This window comes from Mesorhizobium sp. M0663, from assembly GCF_040320585.1.
Taxonomy (GTDB): Bacteria; Pseudomonadota; Alphaproteobacteria; order Rhizobiales; family Rhizobiaceae; genus Mesorhizobium.
This window is the reverse complement of the sequence record NZ_JAMYPX010000001.1, coordinates 213,411-236,081: the sequence shown is the minus strand read 5'-3', so window position 1 is coordinate 236,081 and position 22,671 is coordinate 213,411. Positions and strand designations below refer to the sequence as shown.

The window sequence follows — 22,671 nt, the reverse complement described above, 5'->3', positions numbered from 1 at the left end:
AACCTCATAACAGCGCCTGCTAATATACTTATTGCGACTGTGGGGACGGAGCTTTGTTCGTGCATCGATTAAACGAATGAGAGATGGTGTCGGAATGGCAGGCGACGCTCGCCGAAAACAATCGTCTGCGACATCGCCAGGATCGAAGGTGGGCTTGAGCAGCGATCCGGCCGCGTTCGGGGCTCGCCGGTAGGGACAAGTACAAGACGCAGCGCCGGCACGCCTCGTCAGATGTCACTTTCTGCCCTGCGGATAGATGGTCTCGCCGCGCTTCAGCATCTCCACGAACGCCGCGATCTTCTTCTTGCGTCCGGCTTCGGTTTTCATGTTGTGGGTGCGGAAGGCTAGCGCGAAGCGGTTTTGCCCGCTGAGCTTTGCCAGCATCTCTTTCGCCCTGGGCTCGGTGTCTATTGCCGCCTGGAGGTCGTCGGGGATCTTCATCTCCTTGCCGCTCTTGTAGGCGCGCGCCCAGCGGCCGTCGGCCTTGGCCGCATCGACCTGCCTCAGCCCGTGCTCGGTCATCCGGCCCTCCTCGATCAGCCGGGCGACATTGTCGACATTGATCTGGCTCCAGGTGCTCTTCTTGCCGCGCGGGGTGTAGCGCTGCAGGTAGCTTTTGCCGTCCAAGGCCTTGCGCACCGCATCGATCCAGCCCCAGCACAACGCCACGTCGATGGCTTGCTTCGGAGTGATCGACGGCAGTCCCGAATCGAGCTTATGGATCTTGATCCAGACTTCGTCCTCGCTGTCGTGATGCTCGCCAAGCCAGGCATGGAAGCTTTCGGCATCCCTGAACTCGCGCACCTTGGCGGGGTCGACCTTGACCGGCGCCATCAGACTGTCCGCCCGTGACGCACGCGCGTAACGATGCCAAGCCGCTTGCATGCCGCGCGCACGGTCATCTCAGCTCCGACAACTAGGATCATGGTTCGCTCCTCTCAACGATGCGAATACGAAACCTAGACGATCTTTCTACTTTCATCATCAAGAGCGTCTCCCTCCTCGTACCGCTCCAATGCCTCCATTAGCCACCGACACTGATTTTACTGGTATGGAACCGCTCGGCATCCGCATATCTATTTGCAACTTCTAATTTAGCCCGATGCGTGCCGAGAGCCCTCAATTCCGGCCGTCATCCATTGCACTTGACGGTCTCTCGAGCTGTGTACGGCCCGAACTGTTGCCGTATCGGCCGATTTTTCAGCGCAACCAAGCCTTTACCTTTCGGCCAGTTCGGAGTTGCCCTTCAGCCATGTTCGTGGTCCCGTACAACCAGGGCGCTCAATGCGGCATTCGGCACCGGTCGCCTCACCGACCGTCAAGGCAACACAGGAGATAGCAATGGGCATTTTCGACAGTATCAAAGGTGCGATTTTCGGAAGCGCGGTTGCGGCCGAAGCGCCGCCGGCGCAACCGTCTCCCGCGCCTGCTTCGAGCACGGCCACCCAGCCGACGGCGCCTACCCGATCCGCCCCGGCTGCAACCCCGGCTCCGGCCGCGCCGGCCGCGCCGTCCTCTGCCCCGGACATCGCTGCCATTCTCGACAAGGCGGTGGCCGCGAAGGGGCAGAAACTCAACTGGAAGAATTCGATCGTCGACCTGATGAAGGCTCTGAATATCGACAGCAGCCTCGGCGCCCGCAAGGAGCTTGCCCACGAGCTGAACTACACCGGCGATATGAACGACACTGTAACGATGAATCTGTGGCTGCATGACGCACTGATGAAAAAGCTGGCCGAGAATGGCGGCAAGCTTCCGAGCGACCTGGCCGCCTAGAGTCACAAGACAAGCAATTCCAGGAAAACGTGTGAACGGTTTTCCGTCCGGAATTGCGTCAAACAAAAAGACAGACCGGTTCGGCGTTTCCGTGAAACGACGAACCGTCCCGGTCCTGCCCGCACCGTGGTTCTTGCTGCGCTGGCTTCGGCCGCAACCGAGCAGACCACACTGCCAAGCATCAGACTGCCAGTAAATAAAATTGAGACCGATCCCGGCCGCCGGGATTGGGTCTATGGCGAAGTCGCATGGCACAAAAGCGCTGCCGCCTCGCGCCCGGATTGCCTCCCGCAAAACCGACGATTTCGGTCGCTGCCCACGCGCTGGTAGGACCACCATTTCGCTGGCGAAACGCGACGTTCGGCGTATCATTCTCCCGGGAGAGGGTTCATGGTGGGAGGAAGCCAATGAACGTGGTGCAGCGGGTGACCGTCGCCGACTTGACGGCCCAAGAGCTTGTTTCATCTGCGCTTTCACGGTTCGGTGCCGGCGACACCATATCGACGAGGGCGATGCTGGACATCGTTCGCAGGACGGCCCCGGCCTGCGGCAACAGTGACGACGATCTGGTCGAGCTTATCGTCATGACGGCCGTTGGTAGGACCATGGGCGTCGTGTTCGACCATCGCTCCCATTAGCAATCCGGAACGAATACCAGGCTGCGCCCAGGAGCAGTGGCGGGCGGTTGGCAGCGCCGCCAAAGAGGCCAGCCTGTTTGTGCGCGAAGGCCGGCCTGACGCCAAGCCCCTGCTTTGAGCAAACCGCCGCGCATGCCCGGTCATGCCCGAGGGCAGGCAACTGGGCGACACGCTCGAAGGAACTCGCTGAAATCTTGCCCGTTATGCTCTCGTCGAGATGAGGAGAGCTGCCATGGCCGACGACAAAACCAAGACCGACAGTCGCGACCGCTCACGAATGGCGGGCGGCGAAGACTACGAGGTACGTCACTTCGCCGAGGAAGCGGGCATCACCCCGGATCAGGCACGCACGCTGATCAAGCGCCACGGCACCGACCGCAAGGTGCTGAACGAAATCGCCGAAAGCATAAGAGCGTCGTAATGGCTGACAAGAAAACCGCAATGGCCGACCGCAAGACGCGCGATCCGGACGAAAAGGAGGCTCTGCGCCTGGCCGAAACCACCGACGTTTCGCCGAAGCAGGCGAAGGATCTGATGCGCAAGCACGGCAAGGACAGCCCGAAGGTCGAGAAGGAAGCCAAGAACTTCAAGGCCGAGGGCTGAGCCGCCGAGCCGGTTGGACGCGCGGCACAGGGTTGTGGCCGCAATCCTGCAGCTTATCGGTTTTCTAACAAATTCGGCCTATCCCTTCCGCTATCGCGGCTCAGGGATGCCATATGCGCGGGATATCTGGTGAGGCGAGGCCGTCGATAGACGACATACGGCATGTGAGGCCGATGTTTTGCCTGCTGGCGGCGGTCGTGATGGCGGCGGCGCTCCTCGCCTTTGCCACCTCCCTCCTGCAGGATCCTGATAGCTGGTGGCACATCAAGATCGGCATGGATATGCTGGCAAGCCGCACATTCCCCACCGTCGACATCTATTCCTATACTTTTGCCGGCCAGCCATGGATCGCCAAGGAATGGCTTAGCCAGGTTCTCCTTGCAATTGCCTTTGAAGCCGGCGGCTGGAACGGCGTGGTGCTGCTGGCGACTGCAATAATCGCGCTGACGGTCTTTTTGACGTCGTGGTATCTCAGCGCGTGGTTGAAGCCGACGCTGGCGATAGGACTGACGCTGGTTCTCGCGCTCTTGATCGGGCCAGTCTATGTCGCCCGGCCGCACATCTTTACCTTGCCCATCATCGTCGTCTGGACCGCCGGTCTTTTCCAGGCCGCACGCAACGAGAAAGCACCGCCCTTATGGCTGCTGGCGCTGCTTTGCCTGTGGGCCAATCTCCATGCCACCTTCACCTTCGGTTTCGTCATCGCCGCCTTCGCCGGCCTCGATCTCGTCACGCGCACACGCTTGTCGAACCCCTGGCTGCTGGCCAAGTGGATCGTTTTCGGGCTGCTTTGCCCGCTGGTCAGCCTGCTCAATCCCTATGGCGTCAAGGCCATACTCGCCACATTCACCGTGGCCTATGGCAATGAGGCGGTGCCTTACATTGCGGAGTGGCAACCCTTCGACGCCTCGCGGCACACCCTCCAGGAGGTGGCCCTGCTGGTGGCGTTTTTCGGGCTGCTCGTGTCGAGATTGCGCATTGGCTGGGCCAAGGCGCTGTTCCTTGTCTTCACGTTGCACGTCTATCTCACCCACATACGGTTCATGTACCTGTTCTTTCTTCTCGTGCCGGTGGTCCTTGCCGTCGAGGTCGCGCAACAATATCCAGCGCTTTCAGCCGAGAAATGGGCGGCGGAAAAGCGTGACGGACTTGAACAATTTTTCGCACGGCAATTTTCCAGGATTTGTGCTGGACTTGCCGTTTTGCTGGTTTTGGCGGCTGCCGCCTTCACGACCTATCCGGTCGCGCCGAGCCAGAAGACCTCGGCGAGGGACGCACTGGCCTTTGCCCAAACCCATAATCTGTCGGGCAATCTGCTGAACTCCTACGATTTCGGCGGCACGCTGATTTTCCACGGCATCAGGACGTTTATCGACGGCCGCGCGGATCAGCTCTTCCTGAATGGCTTTACGGAAACGGATGAGCAGACGGGGCACAGCCGGGGCAAGCCGATCCTGAAAGCCCAACTCGACAAATATACGATAGGCTGGGCATTGTTGACCGCCGACGACAGCCGCATTCCGTTCTTCGACGAACTGGGCTGGAAGCGGGCGTATGCGGACGATTACGCGGTGATCTACACCCGCGCGGACTGAGCCCCGGCAGCTTCGCGCGCCGGTGCGCACTTCCCCCCCTGAAGCTTCGGCCAGCGCCGAGGCGGCGAAATCCTTATGGGATTTTGATTTCTTTGCTCCGCGTCCCGTCTCGAACCTTTATGGCACTTTGATCCATATTCACAGGAGCGGTGTATCCAGCCGCCGATATGATGCGGCGACGGGTTTGGATAGTTTGTTAAAGTAAACAAACAAATACAACATAAGGAAAACGCGCGGTGGACATAGTTGTTGTCGCGATTGGAATCGCGTTCTTTGCTCTATGCTTCGGCTACATCAAAGCTTGCGACAAGCTGTAAGTTTAGGGGATCGCAACATGCTTTTAGACTATATCCTCGGCGGCGCCGTGACCTTGTTTCTTCTCGCCTACCTGACATACGCCCTCGTTCGCCCGGAACGCTTCTGATCTCCGCTGGCAAGGAGCCAACCCCATGACAATCAACGGATGGCTGCAGATCCTCGTCTATTGCGGGATCGTCGTTCTGCTGGCCAAGCCGCTCGGCGGCTACATGCATCGCGTTTTCAGCGGCGAGCGCACATTCCTGTCGTCAATTCTGGCCCCGCTCGAGCGCGGGCTCTACCGCATATCAGGGACCAGCGAGCGCGAGGAGCAGCACTGGACCTCCTATGCGGCGGCCCTGCTGTTCTTTAACCTGGCCGGCTTCCTGGTGCTCTATTCGCTGCAACGGCTGCAAGGCGGCCTGCCCTACAATCCGGCCGGCATGACCGCCGTCGAACCTGGGCTGGCCTTCAACACCGCCGCCAGCTTCATGACCAACACCAACTGGCAGAACTACGGCGGCGAAAGCACGATGTCCTATCTCGTGCAGATGGCCGGCTTGACCGTGCAGAATTTTCTGTCGGCGGCGACCGGGATCGCCATTGCGGTCGCACTGATCCGCGGCTTTGCCAGGGCCTCAGGCAAATCGATCGGCAATTTCTGGGTCGATATGACCCGCGGCACGCTCTACCTGCTTTTGCCCTTTTGCATCGTGTTGACTCTGGTCTATGTCTATCTCGGCATGCCGCAGACGCTCGCTGCCTACGTCAACGCGACGACGCTCGAAGGCGCGCAACAGACTATCGCGGTCGGGCCGGTCGCTTCCCAGGTTGCCGTCAAGATGCTCGGCACCAATGGCGGCGGTTTCTTCAACGCCAATGCAGCGCATCCCTTCGAAAATCCCGATGCAATCTCCAACCTGATCCAGATGGTGACGATCTTCGCCCTCGGCGCGGCGTTGACCAATGTCTTCGGCCGCATGGTAGGCAACCAGCGCCAGGGCTGGGCAATTCTGTCGGCTATGGGCGTGCTGTTCATCGCCGGCGTTGCCGTCTGCTACTGGGCGGAAGCCGCCGGCAATCCGCTCGTCCATGCGCTGGGCGTCGACGGCGGCAACATGGAGGGCAAGGAGAGCCGCTTCGGCATCGCCCTGTCGGCACTGTTTGCCGTCATCACCACGGCCGCATCCTGCGGCGCGGTCAACGCCATGCATGACAGCTTCACCGCACTCGGCGGCATGATCCCCATCATCAACATGCAGCTCGGCGAGGTCATTGTCGGCGGCGTCGGCGCCGGCTTCTACGGTATCCTGATGTTCATCGTCATTGCCGTTTTCGTCGCCGGGCTGATGGTCGGACGCACGCCCGAATATCTCGGCAAGAAGATCGAGGCCAAGGAGGTCAAGATGGCTATGCTGGCCGTGCTCTGCCTGCCGCTTGCAATGCTGATCTTCACCGCTATCGCGGTGGTGCTGCCGACCGGCGTTGCTTCCATCGCCAATGCCGGCCCGCACGGCTTCTCCGAGGTTCTCTATGCCTACACCTCGGCCGCGGCGAACAATGGCTCCGCCTTTGGCGGCCTCAGCGGCAACACGCCCTGGTACAACGTAACGCTCGGCATCGGCATGCTGATGGGCCGGTTCCTGGTCATTATTCCGGCGTTGGCGATTGCTGGCTCGCTGGTTGCGAAGAAGACCGTCCCTGCCTCCGCCGGCACCTTCCCGACCGACGGTCCGCTGTTCGTCGGGCTGCTGGCCGGTGTCATCCTGATCGTCGGCGGCCTGACCTTCTTCCCGGCCCTGGCGGTCGGACCGATCGTCGAGCACCTGGCGATGATTCACGGTCAGACATTCTGAAACGACGATGCCCTGGTTCGAGATCATGCCTCGAAAGGTCCGGCATCGCCCCGAGCCGGAGGGGGAGAAAACGCCTCCTCCTTTCCCGACGCTGTCCACATTCCTCGCTATTGCGGCAGCCTTGATCATGATCTGGCTGCTGGCTTACGGGCCGCCGCACCTTCGTTCGGCACACGATCGACCGGTCAACAACATCGACACTGGAGCTACCAAATGAGCCCGTCGAAATCCGTGAGCATCATGGATACCCGCATTCTGTGGCCCGCTATCGGCGATTCCTTCAGAAAACTGAACCCGCGCACCTTGATGCGAAACCCGGTAATGTTTGTCGTCGCCGTCGTCTCGGCGCTCACCACCGTGCTGTTCGTCAAGGATCTCGTTACCAGCGGCGGCGATCTTGGCTTCACGCTGCAGATCATCATCTGGCTGTGGTTCACCGTGCTCTTCGCCAATTTCGCCGAAGCGGTGGCCGAAGGCCGCGGCAAGGCGCAAGCTGACTCGCTGCGTCGGGCGCGCACCGAGACGCAGGCCAAGCTGTTGAACGGCGGCGACCGCCGCAAGTTCAAACTGGTGCCCGGCACCAGCCTGAAGGTCGGCGACATCGTGCTTGTCGAAGCCGGCGACATCATCCCCTCGGACGGCGAGGTGGTCGAAGGCGTAGCATCGGTCAACGAGGCGGCCATCACCGGCGAATCCGCACCGGTCATCCGCGAATCCGGAGGCGATCGTTCGGCGGTGACTGGCGGCACGCAGGTCTTGTCCGACTGGATCCGCGTGCGCATCACTGCGGCTGCCGGTCATACGTTCCTCGACCGCATGATCTCGCTGGTCGAGGGCGCCGAGCGCCAGAAGACACCCAACGAGATCGCGCTCAACATCCTGCTCGTCGGCATGACGCTGATCTTCGTGCTGGCGACGGCGACGATCCCGAGCTTCGCCTCGTATTCGGGCGGCTATATCTCGGTGACCGTGCTGGTCGCCCTGTTCGTTACCCTGATTCCGACCACAATTGGCGCCCTGCTGTCGGCTATCGGCATTGCCGGCATGGACCGCCTGGTGCGCTTCAACGTGCTCGCCATGTCGGGCCGCGCCGTCGAGGCGGCCGGCGATGTCGACACGCTGCTGCTCGACAAGACCGGAACCATCACGCTGGGCAACCGTCAGGCGACGGCATTTCGTCCGGTCAAGGGCGTCACCGAACAGGAACTGGCCGACGCGGCTCAGCTTGCCTCGCTTGCCGACGAAACGCCGGAAGGCCGCTCGATCGTCGTCCTGGCGAAGGAAAAATACGCCATCCGCGCCCGCGACATGGCAAGTCTGCATGCGACTTTCGTGCCCTTCACCGCGCAAACCCGCATGAGCGGTGTCGATCTGGAAGGCTCCTCGGTCCGCAAGGGCGCAGTCGATGCGGTACTTGCCCACGTCAACCTCTCGACCGTTGCCACAGGCAGTACGCGCCCCGGCAGCGACACCGTCCGCGACCTTCAGGCGATCGCCGACGAGATCGCCAAATCGGGTGGCACTCCACTCGCGGTAGAGCGCGACGGGCGCCTGCTCGGCGTCGTCCATCTGAAGGACATCGTCAAGGGCGGCATCGCAGAACGCTTTGCCGAATTGCGCCGCATAGGCATCCGCACGGTGATGATCACCGGCGATAATCCGATGACCGCGGCGGCGATCGCGGCGGAAGCCGGCGTCGACGACTTCCTTGCCCAGGCGACGCCCGAGGACAAGTTGAAGCTGATCCGCGACGAGCAGGCCAAAGGCAAACTGGTCGCGATGTGCGGCGATGGCACCAACGATGCGCCGGCCCTTGCGCAGGCCGATGTCGGCGTTGCCATGAACACCGGCACGGTCGCGGCGCGCGAGGCCGGCAACATGGTCGATCTCGACAGCGATCCGACCAAGCTGATCGAGATCGTCGAAATCGGCAAGGCGCTCCTGATGACGCGTGGCTCGCTGACCACCTTCTCCATCGCCAACGACGTGGCCAAGTATTTTGCCATCATCCCGGCAATATTCGCCGTCTTCTACATCGCCCCGGGCCAGACCGCCGGGCCGCTGCAAGCGCTCAATGTCATGCATCTGGCGACGCCGCAGAGCGCTATCCTCTCGGCCATCATCTTCAACGCGCTGATCATCATTGCGCTGATCCCGCTGTCGCTGAGGGGCGTCAAATACCGCGCGGTCGGCGCCGGTGCGCTGCTCAGCCGCAATCTCATTGTCTATGGCCTTGGCGGCGTCGTAGTGCCCTTCGTCGGCATCAAGATGATCGACATGGCCATCACCGCTCTCGGTCTCGCCTAAGGAACCACGTCGATGCTCAATCAAATCAGGCCCGCGATCGTCATGATCGTCTTCTTCACCATTCTGACGGGTTTGGTCTATCCGATCGGCATGACCGGCATTGCCCAGGCGCTGTTTTCGCGCCAGGCCAATGGCAGCCTGATCGAGAAGGACGGCAAGCTCGTCGGTTCCGAGCTGATCGGCCAGGCTTTCGAAAGCGACCGCTACTTCCATGGCCGCCCGTCGGCTGCCGGCGACGGCTACAATGCCGCCGCCTCGGGCGGCTCGAATCTCGGCCCGACCAACCCGAAGCTCATCGACAGGATCAAGAGCGACGCCGAAAAGCTGAGAGCCGAAAACCCGAGCCAGCCGGTACCGATGAATCTGGTCACCACGTCCGGCAGCGGCCTCGATCCGCATATCAGCCCCGATGCGGCCTATTTTCAGGTTGCCAGGGTGGCCAAGGCCAGGGGCGTCGATGAATCCAGGATCAAATCGCTTGTCGACAGCCATGTCGAAGATCGCGAATTGGGATTCATCGGCGAGGCGGTGGTCAATGTGCTGGCCCTCAACCTTGCGCTGGACGATGCGATGAAACAGTGAAGGACCGGCGCCGGGATCGACACCGAAGCCGGCGCCGTTCATGATTGACCCTTATGCCAGACGACAGCCGCACCGCCGAAACCAGGCCCTCTCCCGACGCGCTGCTCGAGCATGCCGAGCGGGAGGAGCGCGGTCGCCTGAGGATATTTCTCGGCGCCGCCCCCGGTGTCGGCAAGACCTACGAGATGCTGATGTCGGGCCGCGCCAGGCTGGCCGACGGGGTCGACGTGGTGATCGGCATCGTCGAGACGCACGGCCGCAAGGAAACCCAGACGCTGGTCGAAGGCTACGAGGTCATTCCTCGCCTTGAGATCGATTACAAGGGGCGGATCCTTGAGGAGATGAATCTCGACGCCATCCTCGCCCGGCACCCGGCCCTAGTTCTGGTCGACGAACTCGCCCACACCAACGTCGCCGGCAGCCGTCACCCCAAGCGCTATCTCGACGTCCAGGAAATCCTGACGCACGGCATCGATGTCTACACGACGCTGAATATCCAGCACGTCGAGAGCCTGAACGATGTCGTGGCGCAGATCACCCGCGTCAGGGTGCGGGAAACTGTCCCCGACTCCATAATCGACCAGGCCGACGACATCGAGATCATCGACCTCACCCCCGACGATCTGATCAAGCGGCTTGAGGAAGGCAAGGTCTACATCCCCAGCACCGCCCAGCGCGCCATCGAGAACTATTTCTCGCCGGGCAATCTGACGGCGCTCCGGGAATTGGCGCTCCGCCGCACTGCCCAGCGGGTCGACGAGCAGTTGCTGACCCACATGCAGGCCCACGCGATACCCGGGCCTTGGGCGGCGGGGGAAAGGGTTCTCGTCTGCGTCGATGCGCGTCCGGGCGGGGCGGCCCGTGTACGCTATGCGCGGAGGTTGGCCGACCGGCTCCGCGCCCCTTGGACGGCGCTTCATGTCGATACCCCTCATTCAGCGGCCATGCCCGAGGAGGACAAGGATCGGCTGGCGACGCAGCTGCGCCTTGCCGAGCAGCTCGGTGCCGAGGTGACGACCATTCCGGGTCAGAACGTCGCGCAAGACATCGTTCGGCATGCGACGGCGAACAACTTCACCCATATCGTGATCGGCAGGCCGACCCGATCGCGCTGGCGGGAATTGATCGAAGGCTCGCTCACTTACGATCTCATCCGCAATGCCGGCGACATCAGCGTCCATGTCATTTCGGGAAACGAACGCAACGCCGAGGCGACGTCGAGGACCGTCAAGGCGGCGGACGAGCAGTGGCAGTTCGAGATCTGGCCCTATCTCAGGGCCACGGCCTATGTTGTTGGCTCGCTCGCCTTCGCCGTTCTTCTCGACCAGTTTCTCGACGTCCGCAATCTGGCGATCATCTTTCTCATTGGGGTCCTGACGTCGGCGGTGACCGGCGGTCTCTGGCCGGCTTTGTATGCCTGCCTCATCAGCGCCATTGCCTTCAACTATTTCTTCCTGGAACCACGCTACACGCTGACGATCGAGGATCCGGAGAGCATCGTTGCGCTGGCTGTCTTCCTGGTTGTTGCGGTCATTGCCAGCAATCTAACAGCGCGCGTGCAGCGTCAGGCGGTCGCTGCGCGCTCGCGGGCACGCGCCACAGAAGATATTTATCTCTTCTCAAAGAAGCTCGCCGGCGCTGGGACGCTTGATGACGTTCTCTGGGCGACTGCCTTCCAGATCGCCTCGATGCTGAAGCTGCGCGTGGTGCTGCTTCTGCCGGAGAACGGCACAATTGCGGTCAAAGCCGGCTACCCACCCGACGACACGCTGGCCGAGGCCGACATCGCAGCAGCCCGCTGGGCCTGGGAGCATAACCGCGCCGCCGGGCGCGGCGCCGACACGCTGCCCGGAGCAAAGCGCCTCTATCTGCCCTTGCGGACCGGACGCACGGCGGTGGGCGTTGTCGGCCTCGACAACGACAAGCAAGGTCCGCTGCTGACACCCGAGCAGCAGCGTCTGCTCGATGCGCTCGCCGACCAGGCGGCGGTCGCCATCGAGCGCATCCAGCTCGTCGCCGATGTTGACCGGGCCAAGCTCGCGGCCGAGGCAGACCGTCTGCGCTCGGCCTTGCTCACCTCCATTTCCCACGATTTGAAGACGCCACTTGCCGCCATCATGGGCGCGGCCGGAACACTCAGGGACTTCGAGGCCGCACTTCCCGAGCAGGACCGGACGGAACTGCTGTCGACCGTGCTCGATGAAGCGGAGAGGCTTAACCGCTTCATTGCCAATCTGCTCGATATGACCAAGATCGAATCCGGCACGATGGAGCCGAACTATGCGTTTCACTATCTCGGCGACATTGTCGGTTCAGCTCTGTATCGGGCCCGCAAAATCGTCGGCGAGCATAAGACCGAGATCGACATTCCATCGGATCTGCCGATGTTGCGGGTCGACCCCGTTCTGTTCGAACAGGTGCTGTTCAACCTCCTCGACAATGCTGCAAAATACGCGCCGCCAGGTTCGACGATCCGCCTGCAAGCCTGGGCCGACAACGGCTTCGTCATCCTGCAGATCATGGATGAGGGACCAGGCATTCCGCCAGCGGATCTAGAGCGCGTTTTCGACACTTTCTACCGTGTGCGCAAGGGTGACCAGGTGCGTGCCGGCACGGGGCTCGGCCTGTCGATTTGCCGCGGCTTCATCGAAGCGATGGGCGGGACGCTCTCGGCGGCAAACAGGTCCGACCGCTCGGGGGCGGTTTTCACCATCAGGATGCAACTGGTGCCGGCGGAACTGCCCAACCTCGGCGAACCCGATGCGGGCCATCAAAATATGGACGATCTGGCATGACGAGCCTGGACGTCAGGATATTGGTGGTCGACGATGAACCGCCGATCCGGAAACTGCTTCGCGTCGGGCTTGGCAGCCAAGGCTACGCGATCAGCGAGGCGCCGAACGCCAGGGCGGCGATTGAACTCATCGAGACGGAAAAGCCGGACCTTGTCCTGCTCGATCTCGGCCTCCCCGGCATGAGCGGCCATGATTTGCTGCGCAAATGGCGGGATGATGGCCTGGACATTCCCGTGGTTATTCTTTCCAGCCGCACTGATGAGGCCGGCATCGTGTCCGCCCTCGAACTCGGCGCCGACGACTATGTCACCAAGCCGTTCGGTATGAACGAGCTTGTCGCACGCATCCGCGTAGCGCTTCGCCACAAGTTTCAGCAGCAGGGTGAGAGACCGGTGTTCCAAACCGGCGACCTCTCCGTCGATCTGGTGAAGCGCGTCGTCAAGGTCGAGGACAAGGAGATAAAGCTCTCGCCGAAGGAATACGACATTCTTCGCACCTTGGTGCAGCACGCCGGCAAGGTTCTCACCCACCAGTTCCTGCTGAAGCAGGTCTGGGGCGATTCCACCGACGTTCAATATCTCAGAGTCTATGTCCGGCAACTCAGGCTAAAGATTGAGAAGACGCCCGACCAGCCCCGCTATATCACGACCGAGACCGGCGTCGGATACCGGCTGCGCGAAGTCGATTGACGCGAGGAGCATCCGAAGCCGAAATGCCTCTTCCAATCCGCTTCAAATCAGCGGCGGCCATGGTGTCGTCGGACAAAAGCCCTATATTAAGGAAAGATCGGTTTTGTGCGGGAATGAATGGATGTCACGGCTTCGTCTATTGACGTTTTTAGGGTCGGCAATGCTGACCGCGGCGATGCTGTCGGGCGTAAATCCTGCTGCATCGGCACAGGTCGTCAGTCCCGCCGACCGCAACGTGTTGATCCAGCAAGACCAGTTGCAGATGTTGGAGAACAGGCTGCGGCGGCAGCAATACCAGCAGCAGCAACAGCAGTACCGTGCCCAGGATCGCCAAATCCCAACACCGCAACGGCAGGAGGTGCCGCAGATGAGGCCAACTTGCCAGTTGCTGCCGTCGGGGAGCGGCTTTGTCAGCACCTGCCGCTGACGACCGGCCCTTTCCATTTATTTAGCCGACTTATATATTGTGGAAACCGCTCCGCTTGCGCCCCATTGAAAGCGGCCGACTTTGCAACGCTGCCCTTGCCGTTTGGGCACCGCCTCGACTGGATTATCGAATGGCAGCCAGCAAGAAGAAGGTCGTACGCAAGGCAAGGGAGGGCGACCGGATTCGCCAGGTCGCGGCGATTCCGTTTCGGCTGAACGAGCATGGCGAAGTCGAGGTGATGCTGGTCACATCGCGAACGACAAGGCGCTTTATTGTGCCGAAGGGCTGGCCGATGAAGGGCAAGAGCGGCCGCAAGGCGGCCACCATCGAAGCACAGGAAGAAGCCGGCGTTCTCGGCAAGACACTGAAACAGCCGGCCGGCACCTATTGCTACTGGAAGCGGCTGGCGAACCGCTTCGTCCGTGTCGACGTCGTCGTCTATTTGCTGGAGGTAACCGAGGAACTTGCCGACTGGCAGGAATCCAAGAGGCGTCAGCGTGCGTGGCTGGCACCAGCCGACGCGGCGTTGCTCATCGACGAGCCGGATCTTTCGACGCTGGTGAGGAACATCAGGATTGCCGAGCTGGAGCATAATCCCAAAAAGCAGGGTCCGGCGTTCGGAAAAGATCCCGCTCAATAGAAGATGGAGGCCTGCCCCGACTGTGTCGGGATGGAATTGGTTCCAGCGCCCGCCGCCGCCGTCTCTTGAACCGATGCCTCACTGACTGCCATCGTCTTCCTCGGGCAGAGGCCGCGCCGGCGTGCCGGTATAGGCCCACAGCCATTCGCGCGGCAGCGGCCCCTTGTTGCGGTCGCTTTCCTGCGACTGTTCCCACGCATGTGCGAGGATGCCGACCGAGCGCGACAGCACGAAAAGGCCGCGCGTCAGCGGCGGCGGAAAGCCGAGCTCGCCGTAGATGACGGCCGTGGCGCCGTCGATATTGAGCGGGATTTTTTTGCCCTTGCGCCGCGCCACCTCGGCCTCGATCGCCTCGGCGATATCGGCGAAGCGCCCGCTGACGATGCCGCGCGCGGCAAAGTCGCGGGTTAGCTCGATGAGGCGGGGCGCCCGCGGGTCGACCGGATGGAAACGATGGCCGAGCCCGGGCACATAACCGTTTTCCCCGGCAAGGAAACGATCGAGCCGCGCCGACACGGCGTCCGCAAGCGGCATGCCGGCGTCCAGTTCGGCAGCGATGTCTCCGTAGAAGGAAAGCGCCTGTTCGCCGGCGCCGCCATGCACATCGCCAAGCACGTTGACGGCTGATGCCATGGCGCTGTTGATGCCGACGCCGCAGGTGATCGCCATACGGGCGATGGCGATCGACGGCGCCTGCGGCCCATGGTCGACGGCAGCACCCAGCGCGATGCCAAGCAGCGCCGCCTGCTCCTCGCTTGGCGTTTCGCCGCGCAGCATGAGCCAGATCATTGCCGGAAAGCTGACGCGACCGATCAGATCCTGGATTTCATAGCCGCGCAGCCGGATGACGCCGGGGCGCATCTCGATGATGCCGGTCTGCCACCATTCCTCGCCGCGCGCGCGACCAGTCTTGTTTTGCGTTCCGCTCATGCCTTCGCTCTTTTCCTGGCGCGTGGCGGCAGGTCGGCAAAAACCTCGTCCATATGCTCGCCCAGCCCCGGCGGCGGCCTGCTCGGCAAAGGTGCCTTGCCATCGACCATGAAGCCGCCGCGCACCACGGTCAGCGGCTTGTCCATTCCGGACACAGCCTGGAAGCGCGCCGTCATGCCGCGCTCGATCACCTGTTGCTCCTGCAGTATCTGCGGGATTGTCAGCACCCGGCCTGCCGGCACGCCGGCGCGATTGAACGTCTCCTCCCAGGCGGCGGCCGAGCCGCTCGCCAAGGCATCCTCGATCAGCGCTTTCAATGCAATGCGGTTCTGCTTGCGCGTTTCTCGCTCGGCAAAGCGGACATCCGAGGCCAGCTCCGGCCGGCCGATCAATCGGCACAGCGCGATGAACTGCTCCTGCTTGTTGGCTGCGATGTTGAGCAAGCCGTCGCCGGTGCGAAACGCGCCAGACGGTGCGGCCGTCATGTTTTCATTGCCCATCGGCTGCGGCTCGACGTCCGCCGTCAGATAGTTCGACACCGGCCAGCCGAGCGCAGAAAGCGTGCATTCGAGCATCGACACGTCCAGGAACGCGCCCTCGCCTGTCGTCTTCTGCTTGACCAATGCGGCGGTAATGGCGAACGCCCCGACCAGCCCGCCAAGCGTATCGGCAACCGGATAGCCGACACGCAGCGGCGCCGTTTCCGGTGTACCGGTGATGCTCATAATCCCGGAAAGACCCTGGATGATCTGGTCGTAGGCTGGATTGTCGCGCATCGGCCCGGTCTGGCCGAAGCCCGATATCGCACAATAGACAAGGCTTGGCCGGACCTCCTTCAGCCTGGCATGGCCAAGCCCCAGCCGGTCCATTACGCCGGGGCGGAAATTCTCGACCAGCGCGTCGGCCGAAGCGACCAGATCGAGGAAGCGTTCGCGGCCGGCCTCCTGCTTGAGATCGAGCGCCACCGAGCGTTTGCCGGCATTCTGCGCCAGGAACGAAGCGCCCATGCCCGCCCGGTTGAGCTCCGGCGAGGCGCCGAGCTGGCGCGCCAGATCACCGCCTTGCGGCGTCTCGACCTTGATGACGTCGGCCCCGAGCAACGCCAGCTGGTAGGCGCAATAGGGGCCGGCCAGCACATTGGTCAGGTCAAGGATGCGGATGCCGGAAAGCAGGTCTGTCATGACGTCACGAACAGCTCAGGCATCGCCCGGCACGTGCTCCGGTCCACGCATGCGTCTGTGCTCGATGTAGGCCCAGATATGCGGTCCAACCAGCCCGATGAAGGCCAGCGTCAGCAGCGTCAGCGACAGCGGATGCTTGTAGAACACCGTCCAATCGCCGTTGGAGATGGTCATCGCGCGGCGGAACTGCGTTTCGGCAAGCGGCCCGAGAATCATGCCGATGATGACGGGCGCGGTCGGGAAATCGAAACGCCGCATCAGAAAGCCGGCGGCACCGAGCAGATAGAGGATGACGAGGTCGATCGGCGATTGCGAGATGCCGTAAGTGCCAACCGTGGCGAACACCAGGATGCCGGCATAGAGTTGCGGGGCCGGGATCTTCAGCAATCGCACCCAGAGCCCGATCAGCGGCAGGTTGAGGACGACGAGGATGAAATTGGCGATGAACAGGCTGGCGATCAGCCCCCACACCAGGTCGGCCTGTGTCGTCAGCAGCAGCGGCCCCGGATTGATACCGTAGCTCTGGAACGCCGACAGCATGATCGCGGCCGTCGCCGAGGTCGGCAGGCCGAGCGTCAGCATCGGCACCAGCACGCCGGCCGCGGATGCATTGTTGGCGGCCTCCGGCCCGGCAACGCCCTCGATGGCGCCGACGGTGCCGAACTCCTCCTTGTGTCTGGAGAGTTTCTTCTCGATCGCATAGGACAGGAAGGTCGGGATTTCGGCGCCGCCGGCCGGCATGGCGCCTATCGGGAAGCCGATCAGGGCGCCGCGCAGCCATGGCCTCCACGAGCGCGACCATTCGGCCGCGGTCATATAGAGCGACCCTTTCAACGGCACGATATCGTCCTTACCGGCATAACGGCGCGAGGCCATGTAAAGCGTCTCGCCAACGGCGAACAGGCCAACGGCGACGACGATGACGTCGACGCCGTCGAGCAATTCGCTCGTGCCGAAGGTGAAGCGCGGCTGCCCCGTCTGCAGGTCGACGCCTATCATGCCGACGACGAAGCCGACGAACAGGCTGGTCAGGCCGCGCACCGACGACGAGCCGAGCACTGCCGAAACCGTGATGAAGGCCAGCACCATCAGCGAGAAATATTCGGCCGGGCCGAAGGCCAGCGCGAATTTGACGACGATCGGCGCCAGGAAGGCAACGCCGATCGTGCCCAGCGTGCCGGCGACGAAGGAGCCGATCGCCGAGGTCGCCAGGGCCGCACCGCCACGGCCGGAGCGGGCCATCCGGTTGCCTTCCAGCGCGGTGACGATGGTGGCGCTTTCGCCAGGCGTGTTGAGCAGGATCGATGTCGTCGAGCCGCCATACATGGCGCCGTAGTAGATGCCGGCAAACAGGATGAAGGATGCCTCCGGCGCCACCTGATAGGTGATCGGCAACAGCAGCGCGATGGTCAGTGCCGGCCCGAGGCCGGGCAGCACGCCGATGGCAGTCCCCAGCGTGGTGCCGACCAGGCACCATATGAGATTGATCGGCGAGAAGGCGACCGAAAATCCGTGCGCGAGATGGCCAAGCGTTTCCATGGCGTCAGCCCCTCAGCATGGCAACGATCGAATCGACGGTCGCGTTCAGCTGGTTTTCGATGAAGCCGGCACCGATATTGACGCCAAGCGCCCTGGCAAAGCCGAAATAGGCGGCCAGCGCCAGGATCAGCCCGAGCAGCACGTCACGCAGCGGACGCCGGCTGCCGAAACCGTGGCAGATGAGAACGAACATGATGACAGATGCCGCGGTAAAGCCGAGCGGCTGGATCAGCACCAGGTTGGCGATCAGTCCGAGGGCGGCGATGCCCATCGCCTTCCAGTCGGTCGGCGTCTCCTTTTCGTCCTCCGGCTGCCAGCCGCCCCGCAAGGCGGCAATGATGAGCAGCAGCGACAGGATCACCATCCCGGTCATGGTGATGTAGGGAAAGACGGTCGGACCGACCTTGGAATAGAGCGGCGACACCGGGATTGCCAGCGTCTGCCAGGCAACCGCACCGGCACAGGCGAGGAGCCCGACGCCGATCAGCAGTTCGGGTACTGCAAGGCGCGGCGGCGCCGGCTGGTCGCTGGTGCTCATCATCGTCCTCCCAATGTCGGTCCCTTGGGGCCGGTTCTCCTTGGACCGGTCTCACTCGGCCGATCTCGGCGTAGTTTCACCTCCGGCGCCGCGTATGTCCATGCGGCTGGCGAAAGTCGGCAAGGGTTGGCGCAGGCTGCCACCCCTTGCCGAGAGCATCACGCTAGACCGAGGTCCTTGAGGATCGTCCCGATGCGGGCCGTGTCTTCGGCGACGAATTTCGCATAATCGTCACCGGTGAGCAGGATCTGCGTCCAGTTGCGGTTCTTGCATTCGGTGGCCCAGGCGTCGCTCTTGGCCATGGTCTCGATCAGCTTGATCATTGCTGCCTTGTCGGCGTCCGAGACGCCGGGCGGTGCGAAGACGCCGCGCCAGTTGAACAGCTCGACATCGATGCCGGCTTCCTTCATCGTCGGCGCATCGATTCCCTCCTGGCGTTTGTCCGCGGAGATGGCCAGCAGCCGCAGCGCACCCGCCTTGACCTGTTCGGCGAACTCGCCATAGCCGGAGATGCCGGCCGCGACCTGGTTGCCGAGCAGCGCCGAGAGCGCCTCGCCGCCGCCGGCAAACGGCACATAGGAGAGATTGGTGGCCGGAACACCGACGGTCTTGGCGATGAGGCCGAACAAGATGTGGTCCGAGCCGCCAGCCGAACCGCCGGCGACCGGAACCTGCGTCGGGTCGGCTTTGAGGGCGGCAACAAAGTCGGCCGCAGTCTTGAATGGCGAGGCGGCCGGCACCACAAGCGCCTCGAACTCGCCAGTAAGGCGGGCGATTGGCGTGACCTCGGTAAGGTTGTTAGCCGCCTTGTTGGCGATGATCGCGCCGACCATGACCATGCCAGCCACCATCAGCGCATTGCCCTTGCCCTTCCACTGGTTGACGAATTGCGGCAGGCCGACAGTACCGCCGGCGCCGCCGACATTGGTGATCTGCGAGCCGGAAATCAGTTTTTCGCTGCGCAGCACCTGGTCCATGGCGCGCGCCGTCTGGTCCCAGCCGCCGCCTGGCGCCGCTGGCACGAAAATCTGCAGCTGCGGCGCGTCCTGCGCGAAGGCGGGGATAAAATGCGATGCCGCGAGTCCGGCAGCACCTGCTGCCGCGGTGCTCATCAAGAATCGGCGTCTGTTCAGCATGGGATTCCTCCAAATCGCGACACCTCCTCCGGTGCCTGCCAGAAACGTGGCCTGACTTCAGACCCGCTCGATAAAATTCATGCAGAGTTTGCGTCTTCCTGTCAAAGACAGAACACGCCGCATGCGGCACAATCGGCCTGTGCGATCTTCAGGCAGGCGAACTCGACGCCGGACGACGCGGCAGGCAGAGGCCAGACAGCGTCCGTCAGGGCTGCCGCTCCAGCAGGATGGTCGGTTTGCCTTGGTAGACGGTTCGCAGCACTTCGCCATAACCACATTTTGCCGCGACGTTCAGCGATCCGGTGTTTTCCGGATCGATGATGCAGACGGTCTTCGCGGCGCCGAACGTCTCGTCGCCCCAGGCAAGCACCCGTGCGACGACTTCGCTGGCCAACCCGTGGCCATGCGCGCCCGAAACCAGAGCCCAGCCGGTCTCCGGAATGCCCTCAATCGACGGCGTCATGTCGCGTTTCAGATCGTGAAAGCCCGCCTCGCCGATGAAGCGGCCGGTGGCCTTTTCCTCGATCGCCCAGAAGCCGTAGCCCAGAAGCGACCACAGGCCGGCATGCCGCAGGAAGCGCATCCAGCTTTCCTCCCGCGTGCGCGGCTTGCCGCCGATAAAGCGGGTGACGACGGGATCGGCCCACATCGCGACATAGGCGTCGAAATCGTCAAGCCGGTGCGGCCGCAGGACCGTGCGAGAGGTCTCAATCACTGGGGCGACAATTGTATGCGGACTGGCCATGGTCATGTCTCGGTTGTGTTGCCGGTGCCTAATGCAGGTCTTCCAAAAGTGGGGACAGCGACACGCCCGAGACGGGAAATCCAAATCCGTTGCGAAAAACAAGAGCCAAGGCTGTGTAGATCATCTTCCAGGCTGATGTGAATCCTGCCAGGCGGTGTTAGTTTTTCTCCAGTACTGGTTCAGGCGCGTTGGGTTCGGCGCTGCCGTCCGACAGAGGGAAAACAGCATGGACACGACCGACCTTGTGCTTGCCATCTTCCATCATCTGCTGGTGTTTTCGCTGGCAGGCATCATCGGCGCCGAATTCGTCCTGATCCGCAGCGACTTGTCCGCCGCGACGCTGAAGCGGCTCGTCGGCATCGACCGCCACTACGGCATCATCGCCATGCTGATCATCGTCGTCGGCATCGGCCGCGTCGTCTATGGTCTGAAAGGCTGGGAATTCTACGTCCACAACTGGGTGTTCTGGGCAAAGATGGCCGCTTTCGCAATTGTCGGTCTGCTGTCGATCATCCCGACCGTCCGATTCCTGTCCTGGAACAGGCAGGCGAGCGCCAGTCCCGGCTTCCAGGTGCCTGCGGCGGAGCTAGCGTCCGTTCGCACCTATGTCCGCACCGCGGCCTTCATCTTCCTCTTGATCCCGGTGTTCGCGGCGGCGATGGGGCGCGGCTACGGTTATTAAGATAGGTCGGAGGAAGGGCATCGCGCGGCCCAACCTTTCCACTCATTTGTGCGGACAAACGTGCAGTTTGCCATTCGAGGCCGATTGTCATTTGTCGGGTTGCGCTAGTTATTGCTCCATCTACATTCGGTTTTGAGAGGAACTCCGCGCAGCGGTTGGTAATTCGTATCCTGGGAGGAATCACGATGAGAAAATTCGTCGCCGCGCTGGCTGTCGCTGCGGCCGCCATGCTTTACCCACCGGCCGCTGGCGCGCAGACCTACCCCGAACGCACCATCACCATTGTCGTGCCGTTTTCGGCCGGCGGCCCTACTGACACCGTCACGCGTCTTGTCGCGGAAGCCATGTCGAAGGACCTCGGCCAGCAGGTCATCGTCGAGAATGTCGGCGGCGCCGGCGGCACACTGGGCGCGGGCCGCGTCGCAAATGCCGAGCCTGACGGCTACACGCTGCTCCTCCATCACATCGGCATGGCGACAAGTGCTACGCTCTACAGAAAGCTCGCCTACGACACGCTGAACGCATTCGAATATGTCGGCCTCGTCACCGAGGTGCCGATGACCATCGTCGGCCGCAAGGACCTCAAGCCGACCGATCTGAAGGGGCTGGTCGACTACGCCAAGGCCAACAAGGACAGCATCACCGTTGCCAATGCCGGGATCGGTGCCGCCTCGCATCTGTGCGGCATGCTGTTTATGAGCGCCATCGGCACGCCGCTGGTCACCGTACCCTATAAGGGCACCGGCCCGGCCATGACCGATCTTCTCGGCGGCCAGGTCGACATCATGTGCGACCAGACGACCAATACCACCAAGCAGATCCAGGGCGGCACGATCAAGGCTTATGCCGTAACCTCGCCGCAACGGCTAGACGTGCTGCCGGACGTGCCGACGACGATAGAGGCCGGTCTTCCCCAGGTGCAGGTCGGCATCTGGCACGGCATCTATGCACCCAAGGGCACGCCGGCCGAGATCACCGAACGCCTGTCGAAATCTCTGCAGGTGGCGCTGAAGGACCAGAACGTCGTCGCCCGATTTGCCGAACTCGGCACCAAGCCGTCGCCCGAGGCCGATGCCACGCCGGCCGCGCTCAAGGCCAAGCTGGAAAGTGAGATTGCGCGCTGGAAGCCGATCATCGAAGCGGCCGGCCAGTACGCCGACTAAAGGTTTTTAACGGGGCGCCGCCAGCGCCCCGTTTTTACACCGGCATCGGCACGCCCGTGAGGCGGGCCGGGAGGACGCCATGAAACCTTTCGCAATCGACAGAACCAACGGCATATGCGCCGCGCTGTTGATCTTTATTGGCGCCTTTTTCGCGCTGCAGTCGCTGGGCCTCGAAATCGGCACCGCCTTTCGCATGGGGCCGGGCTATTTCCCGCTGGTGCTGGCAATTGTGCTGATCTTGCTTGGCGCCGCCATCCTCGTCCAAGCGGTGCGTTTCGAGAGCGAGCCGATCGGTTACATTGCGTGGCGCGGCATGCTGTTCATCCTGCCTGCTCCGATCTTCTTCGGCCTGACGGTGCGCGGCCTCGGCTTCATCCCGTCGATCTTCCTGACTGCGCTGATCGCATCTTTCGGTAGCGGCCGTATGAAGCCGCTGACTGCACTCGTGCTGTCAGCCGGCCTGACGCTGTTCGCATTCGTCGTCTTCAGCTACGCACTCGGCCTGCCGTTTCGGCGTTTCGGCCCGTGGTTGCCACTGTCGTTGTGAGGAAA

General features: G+C 62.5%; 24 protein-coding genes. 17 read left to right on the top strand and 7 right to left on the bottom strand.

Annotation, left to right across the window (positions count from 1 at the left end; all coding sequences use genetic code 11):
• Window positions 1-234: 234 nt before the first annotated feature.
• Window positions 235-834, bottom strand: coding sequence for a YdeI/OmpD-associated family protein (locus NKI54_RS01180; RefSeq protein ID WP_352633724.1), 600 nt, complete (start codon window positions 832-834; stop codon window positions 235-237).
• A 507-nt stretch (window positions 835-1,341) separates the two neighbouring features.
• On the opposite strand from NKI54_RS01180, the gene NKI54_RS01175 reads away from it, so the two are divergent.
• From NKI54_RS01175 to NKI54_RS01110, 14 genes are all read left to right on the top strand, one after another.
• Window positions 1,342-1,776 carry a DUF3597 domain-containing protein gene (locus NKI54_RS01175; RefSeq protein WP_352633726.1) on the top strand — a complete coding sequence of 145 codons (435 nt, stop codon included), beginning with the start codon at window positions 1,342-1,344 and terminating at the stop codon, window positions 1,774-1,776.
• Window positions 1,777-2,183: 407 nt separating this feature from the next.
• Window positions 2,184-2,414, top strand: a complete 231-nt coding sequence (locus tag NKI54_RS01170; RefSeq protein WP_023675303.1) for a hypothetical protein — start codon at window positions 2,184-2,186, stop codon at window positions 2,412-2,414.
• Window positions 2,415-2,646: 232 nt separating this feature from the next.
• Entirely contained in the window at window positions 2,647-2,835 is a 189-nt protein-coding gene (locus NKI54_RS01165; protein WP_023675302.1) for a DUF3606 domain-containing protein, read from the top strand.
• Window positions 2,835-3,017, top strand: a complete 183-nt coding sequence (locus NKI54_RS01160) for a hypothetical protein (RefSeq protein ID WP_254816845.1) — start codon at window positions 2,835-2,837, stop codon at window positions 3,015-3,017. Before NKI54_RS01165 ends, NKI54_RS01160 begins: the two co-directional genes overlap by 1 nt.
• Window positions 3,018-3,130: 113 nt before the next feature.
• A complete protein-coding gene (locus NKI54_RS01155; protein ID WP_352633729.1) occupies window positions 3,131-4,612 on the top strand; it encodes a hypothetical protein in 1,482 nt (493 codons plus the stop codon).
• A gap of 334 nt (window positions 4,613-4,946) precedes the next feature.
• Window positions 4,947-5,036 carry a K(+)-transporting ATPase subunit F gene (locus NKI54_RS01150; protein WP_352588296.1) on the top strand — a complete coding sequence of 30 codons (90 nt, stop codon included), beginning with the start codon at window positions 4,947-4,949 and terminating at the stop codon, window positions 5,034-5,036.
• Window positions 5,037-5,061: 25 nt separating this feature from the next.
• Window positions 5,062-6,765: a potassium-transporting ATPase subunit KdpA gene (gene kdpA, locus NKI54_RS01145; RefSeq protein ID WP_352588299.1), complete on the top strand. Its 1,704-nt coding sequence runs from the start codon at window positions 5,062-5,064 to the stop codon at window positions 6,763-6,765.
• A 7-nt stretch (window positions 6,766-6,772) separates the two neighbouring features.
• Window positions 6,773-6,982 carry a hypothetical protein gene (locus tag NKI54_RS01140; protein WP_352588302.1) on the top strand — a complete coding sequence of 70 codons (210 nt, stop codon included), beginning with the start codon at window positions 6,773-6,775 and terminating at the stop codon, window positions 6,980-6,982.
• A complete protein-coding gene (kdpB, locus tag NKI54_RS01135) occupies window positions 6,979-9,072 on the top strand; it encodes a potassium-transporting ATPase subunit KdpB (RefSeq protein WP_352633731.1) in 2,094 nt (697 codons plus the stop codon). The genes NKI54_RS01140 and kdpB overlap by 4 nt, the downstream gene beginning before the upstream one ends.
• 12 nt (window positions 9,073-9,084) lie before the next feature.
• Window positions 9,085-9,654, top strand: coding sequence for a potassium-transporting ATPase subunit KdpC (gene kdpC, locus NKI54_RS01130; protein WP_023675296.1), 570 nt, complete (start codon window positions 9,085-9,087; stop codon window positions 9,652-9,654).
• Window positions 9,655-9,707: 53 nt separating this feature from the next.
• Window positions 9,708-12,449 (top strand): DUF4118 domain-containing protein, encoded by a 2,742-nt coding sequence (locus NKI54_RS01125; RefSeq protein ID WP_352588308.1) that lies wholly within the window; start codon window positions 9,708-9,710, stop codon window positions 12,447-12,449.
• On the top strand, window positions 12,446-13,138 hold the full coding sequence (locus NKI54_RS01120; protein WP_023675295.1) for a response regulator transcription factor: 693 nt from the start codon (window positions 12,446-12,448) through the stop codon (window positions 13,136-13,138). Before NKI54_RS01125 ends, NKI54_RS01120 begins: the two co-directional genes overlap by 4 nt.
• Window positions 13,139-13,259: 121 nt before the next feature.
• Window positions 13,260-13,565 (top strand): hypothetical protein, encoded by a 306-nt coding sequence (locus NKI54_RS01115; protein ID WP_023675294.1) that lies wholly within the window; start codon window positions 13,260-13,262, stop codon window positions 13,563-13,565.
• 130 nt (window positions 13,566-13,695) lie between these two features.
• Window positions 13,696-14,205 carry an NUDIX hydrolase gene (locus NKI54_RS01110; protein WP_352465927.1) on the top strand — a complete coding sequence of 170 codons (510 nt, stop codon included), beginning with the start codon at window positions 13,696-13,698 and terminating at the stop codon, window positions 14,203-14,205.
• 78 nt (window positions 14,206-14,283) lie between these two features.
• On the opposite strand, the gene NKI54_RS01105 is transcribed toward NKI54_RS01110, so the two are convergent.
• The 6 genes from NKI54_RS01105 to NKI54_RS01080 all read right to left on the bottom strand — a co-directional run bounded on the left by NKI54_RS01105 (window position 14,284) and on the right by NKI54_RS01080 (window position 20,274).
• The gene (locus NKI54_RS01105; RefSeq protein ID WP_352465928.1) at window positions 14,284-15,135 is read right to left on the bottom strand and encodes a citryl-CoA lyase; all 852 of its coding nucleotides are present in this window, start codon (window positions 15,133-15,135) and stop codon (window positions 14,284-14,286) included.
• Window positions 15,132-16,316 (bottom strand): CaiB/BaiF CoA transferase family protein, encoded by a 1,185-nt coding sequence (locus tag NKI54_RS01100; protein WP_352633734.1) that lies wholly within the window; start codon window positions 16,314-16,316, stop codon window positions 15,132-15,134. Before NKI54_RS01100 ends, NKI54_RS01105 begins: the two co-directional genes overlap by 4 nt.
• Before the next feature lie 15 nt (window positions 16,317-16,331).
• The gene (locus NKI54_RS01095; protein WP_352568211.1) at window positions 16,332-17,855 is read right to left on the bottom strand and encodes a tripartite tricarboxylate transporter permease; all 1,524 of its coding nucleotides are present in this window, start codon (window positions 17,853-17,855) and stop codon (window positions 16,332-16,334) included.
• 4 nt (window positions 17,856-17,859) lie between these two features.
• Entirely contained in the window at window positions 17,860-18,393 is a 534-nt protein-coding gene (locus tag NKI54_RS01090; RefSeq protein WP_352576249.1) for a tripartite tricarboxylate transporter TctB family protein, read from the bottom strand.
• Between the two features lie 158 nt (window positions 18,394-18,551).
• On the bottom strand, window positions 18,552-19,529 hold the full coding sequence (locus NKI54_RS01085; RefSeq protein WP_352453995.1) for a Bug family tripartite tricarboxylate transporter substrate binding protein: 978 nt from the start codon (window positions 19,527-19,529) through the stop codon (window positions 18,552-18,554).
• 205 nt (window positions 19,530-19,734) lie between these two features.
• The gene (locus tag NKI54_RS01080; protein WP_352616458.1) at window positions 19,735-20,274 is read right to left on the bottom strand and encodes a GNAT family N-acetyltransferase; all 540 of its coding nucleotides are present in this window, start codon (window positions 20,272-20,274) and stop codon (window positions 19,735-19,737) included.
• A gap of 226 nt (window positions 20,275-20,500) precedes the next feature.
• On the opposite strand from NKI54_RS01080, the gene NKI54_RS01075 reads away from it, so the two are divergent.
• From NKI54_RS01075 to NKI54_RS01065, 3 genes are all read left to right on the top strand, one after another.
• Window positions 20,501-20,956 carry a DUF2214 family protein gene (locus NKI54_RS01075; protein WP_352633736.1) on the top strand — a complete coding sequence of 152 codons (456 nt, stop codon included), beginning with the start codon at window positions 20,501-20,503 and terminating at the stop codon, window positions 20,954-20,956.
• Window positions 20,957-21,141: 185 nt separating this feature from the next.
• Window positions 21,142-22,119 (top strand): tripartite tricarboxylate transporter substrate-binding protein, encoded by a 978-nt coding sequence (locus tag NKI54_RS01070; protein WP_352633738.1) that lies wholly within the window; start codon window positions 21,142-21,144, stop codon window positions 22,117-22,119.
• 79 nt (window positions 22,120-22,198) lie between these two features.
• On the top strand, window positions 22,199-22,666 hold the full coding sequence (locus NKI54_RS01065; protein WP_292663247.1) for a tripartite tricarboxylate transporter TctB family protein: 468 nt from the start codon (window positions 22,199-22,201) through the stop codon (window positions 22,664-22,666).
• Window positions 22,667-22,671 lie beyond the last annotated feature (5 nt).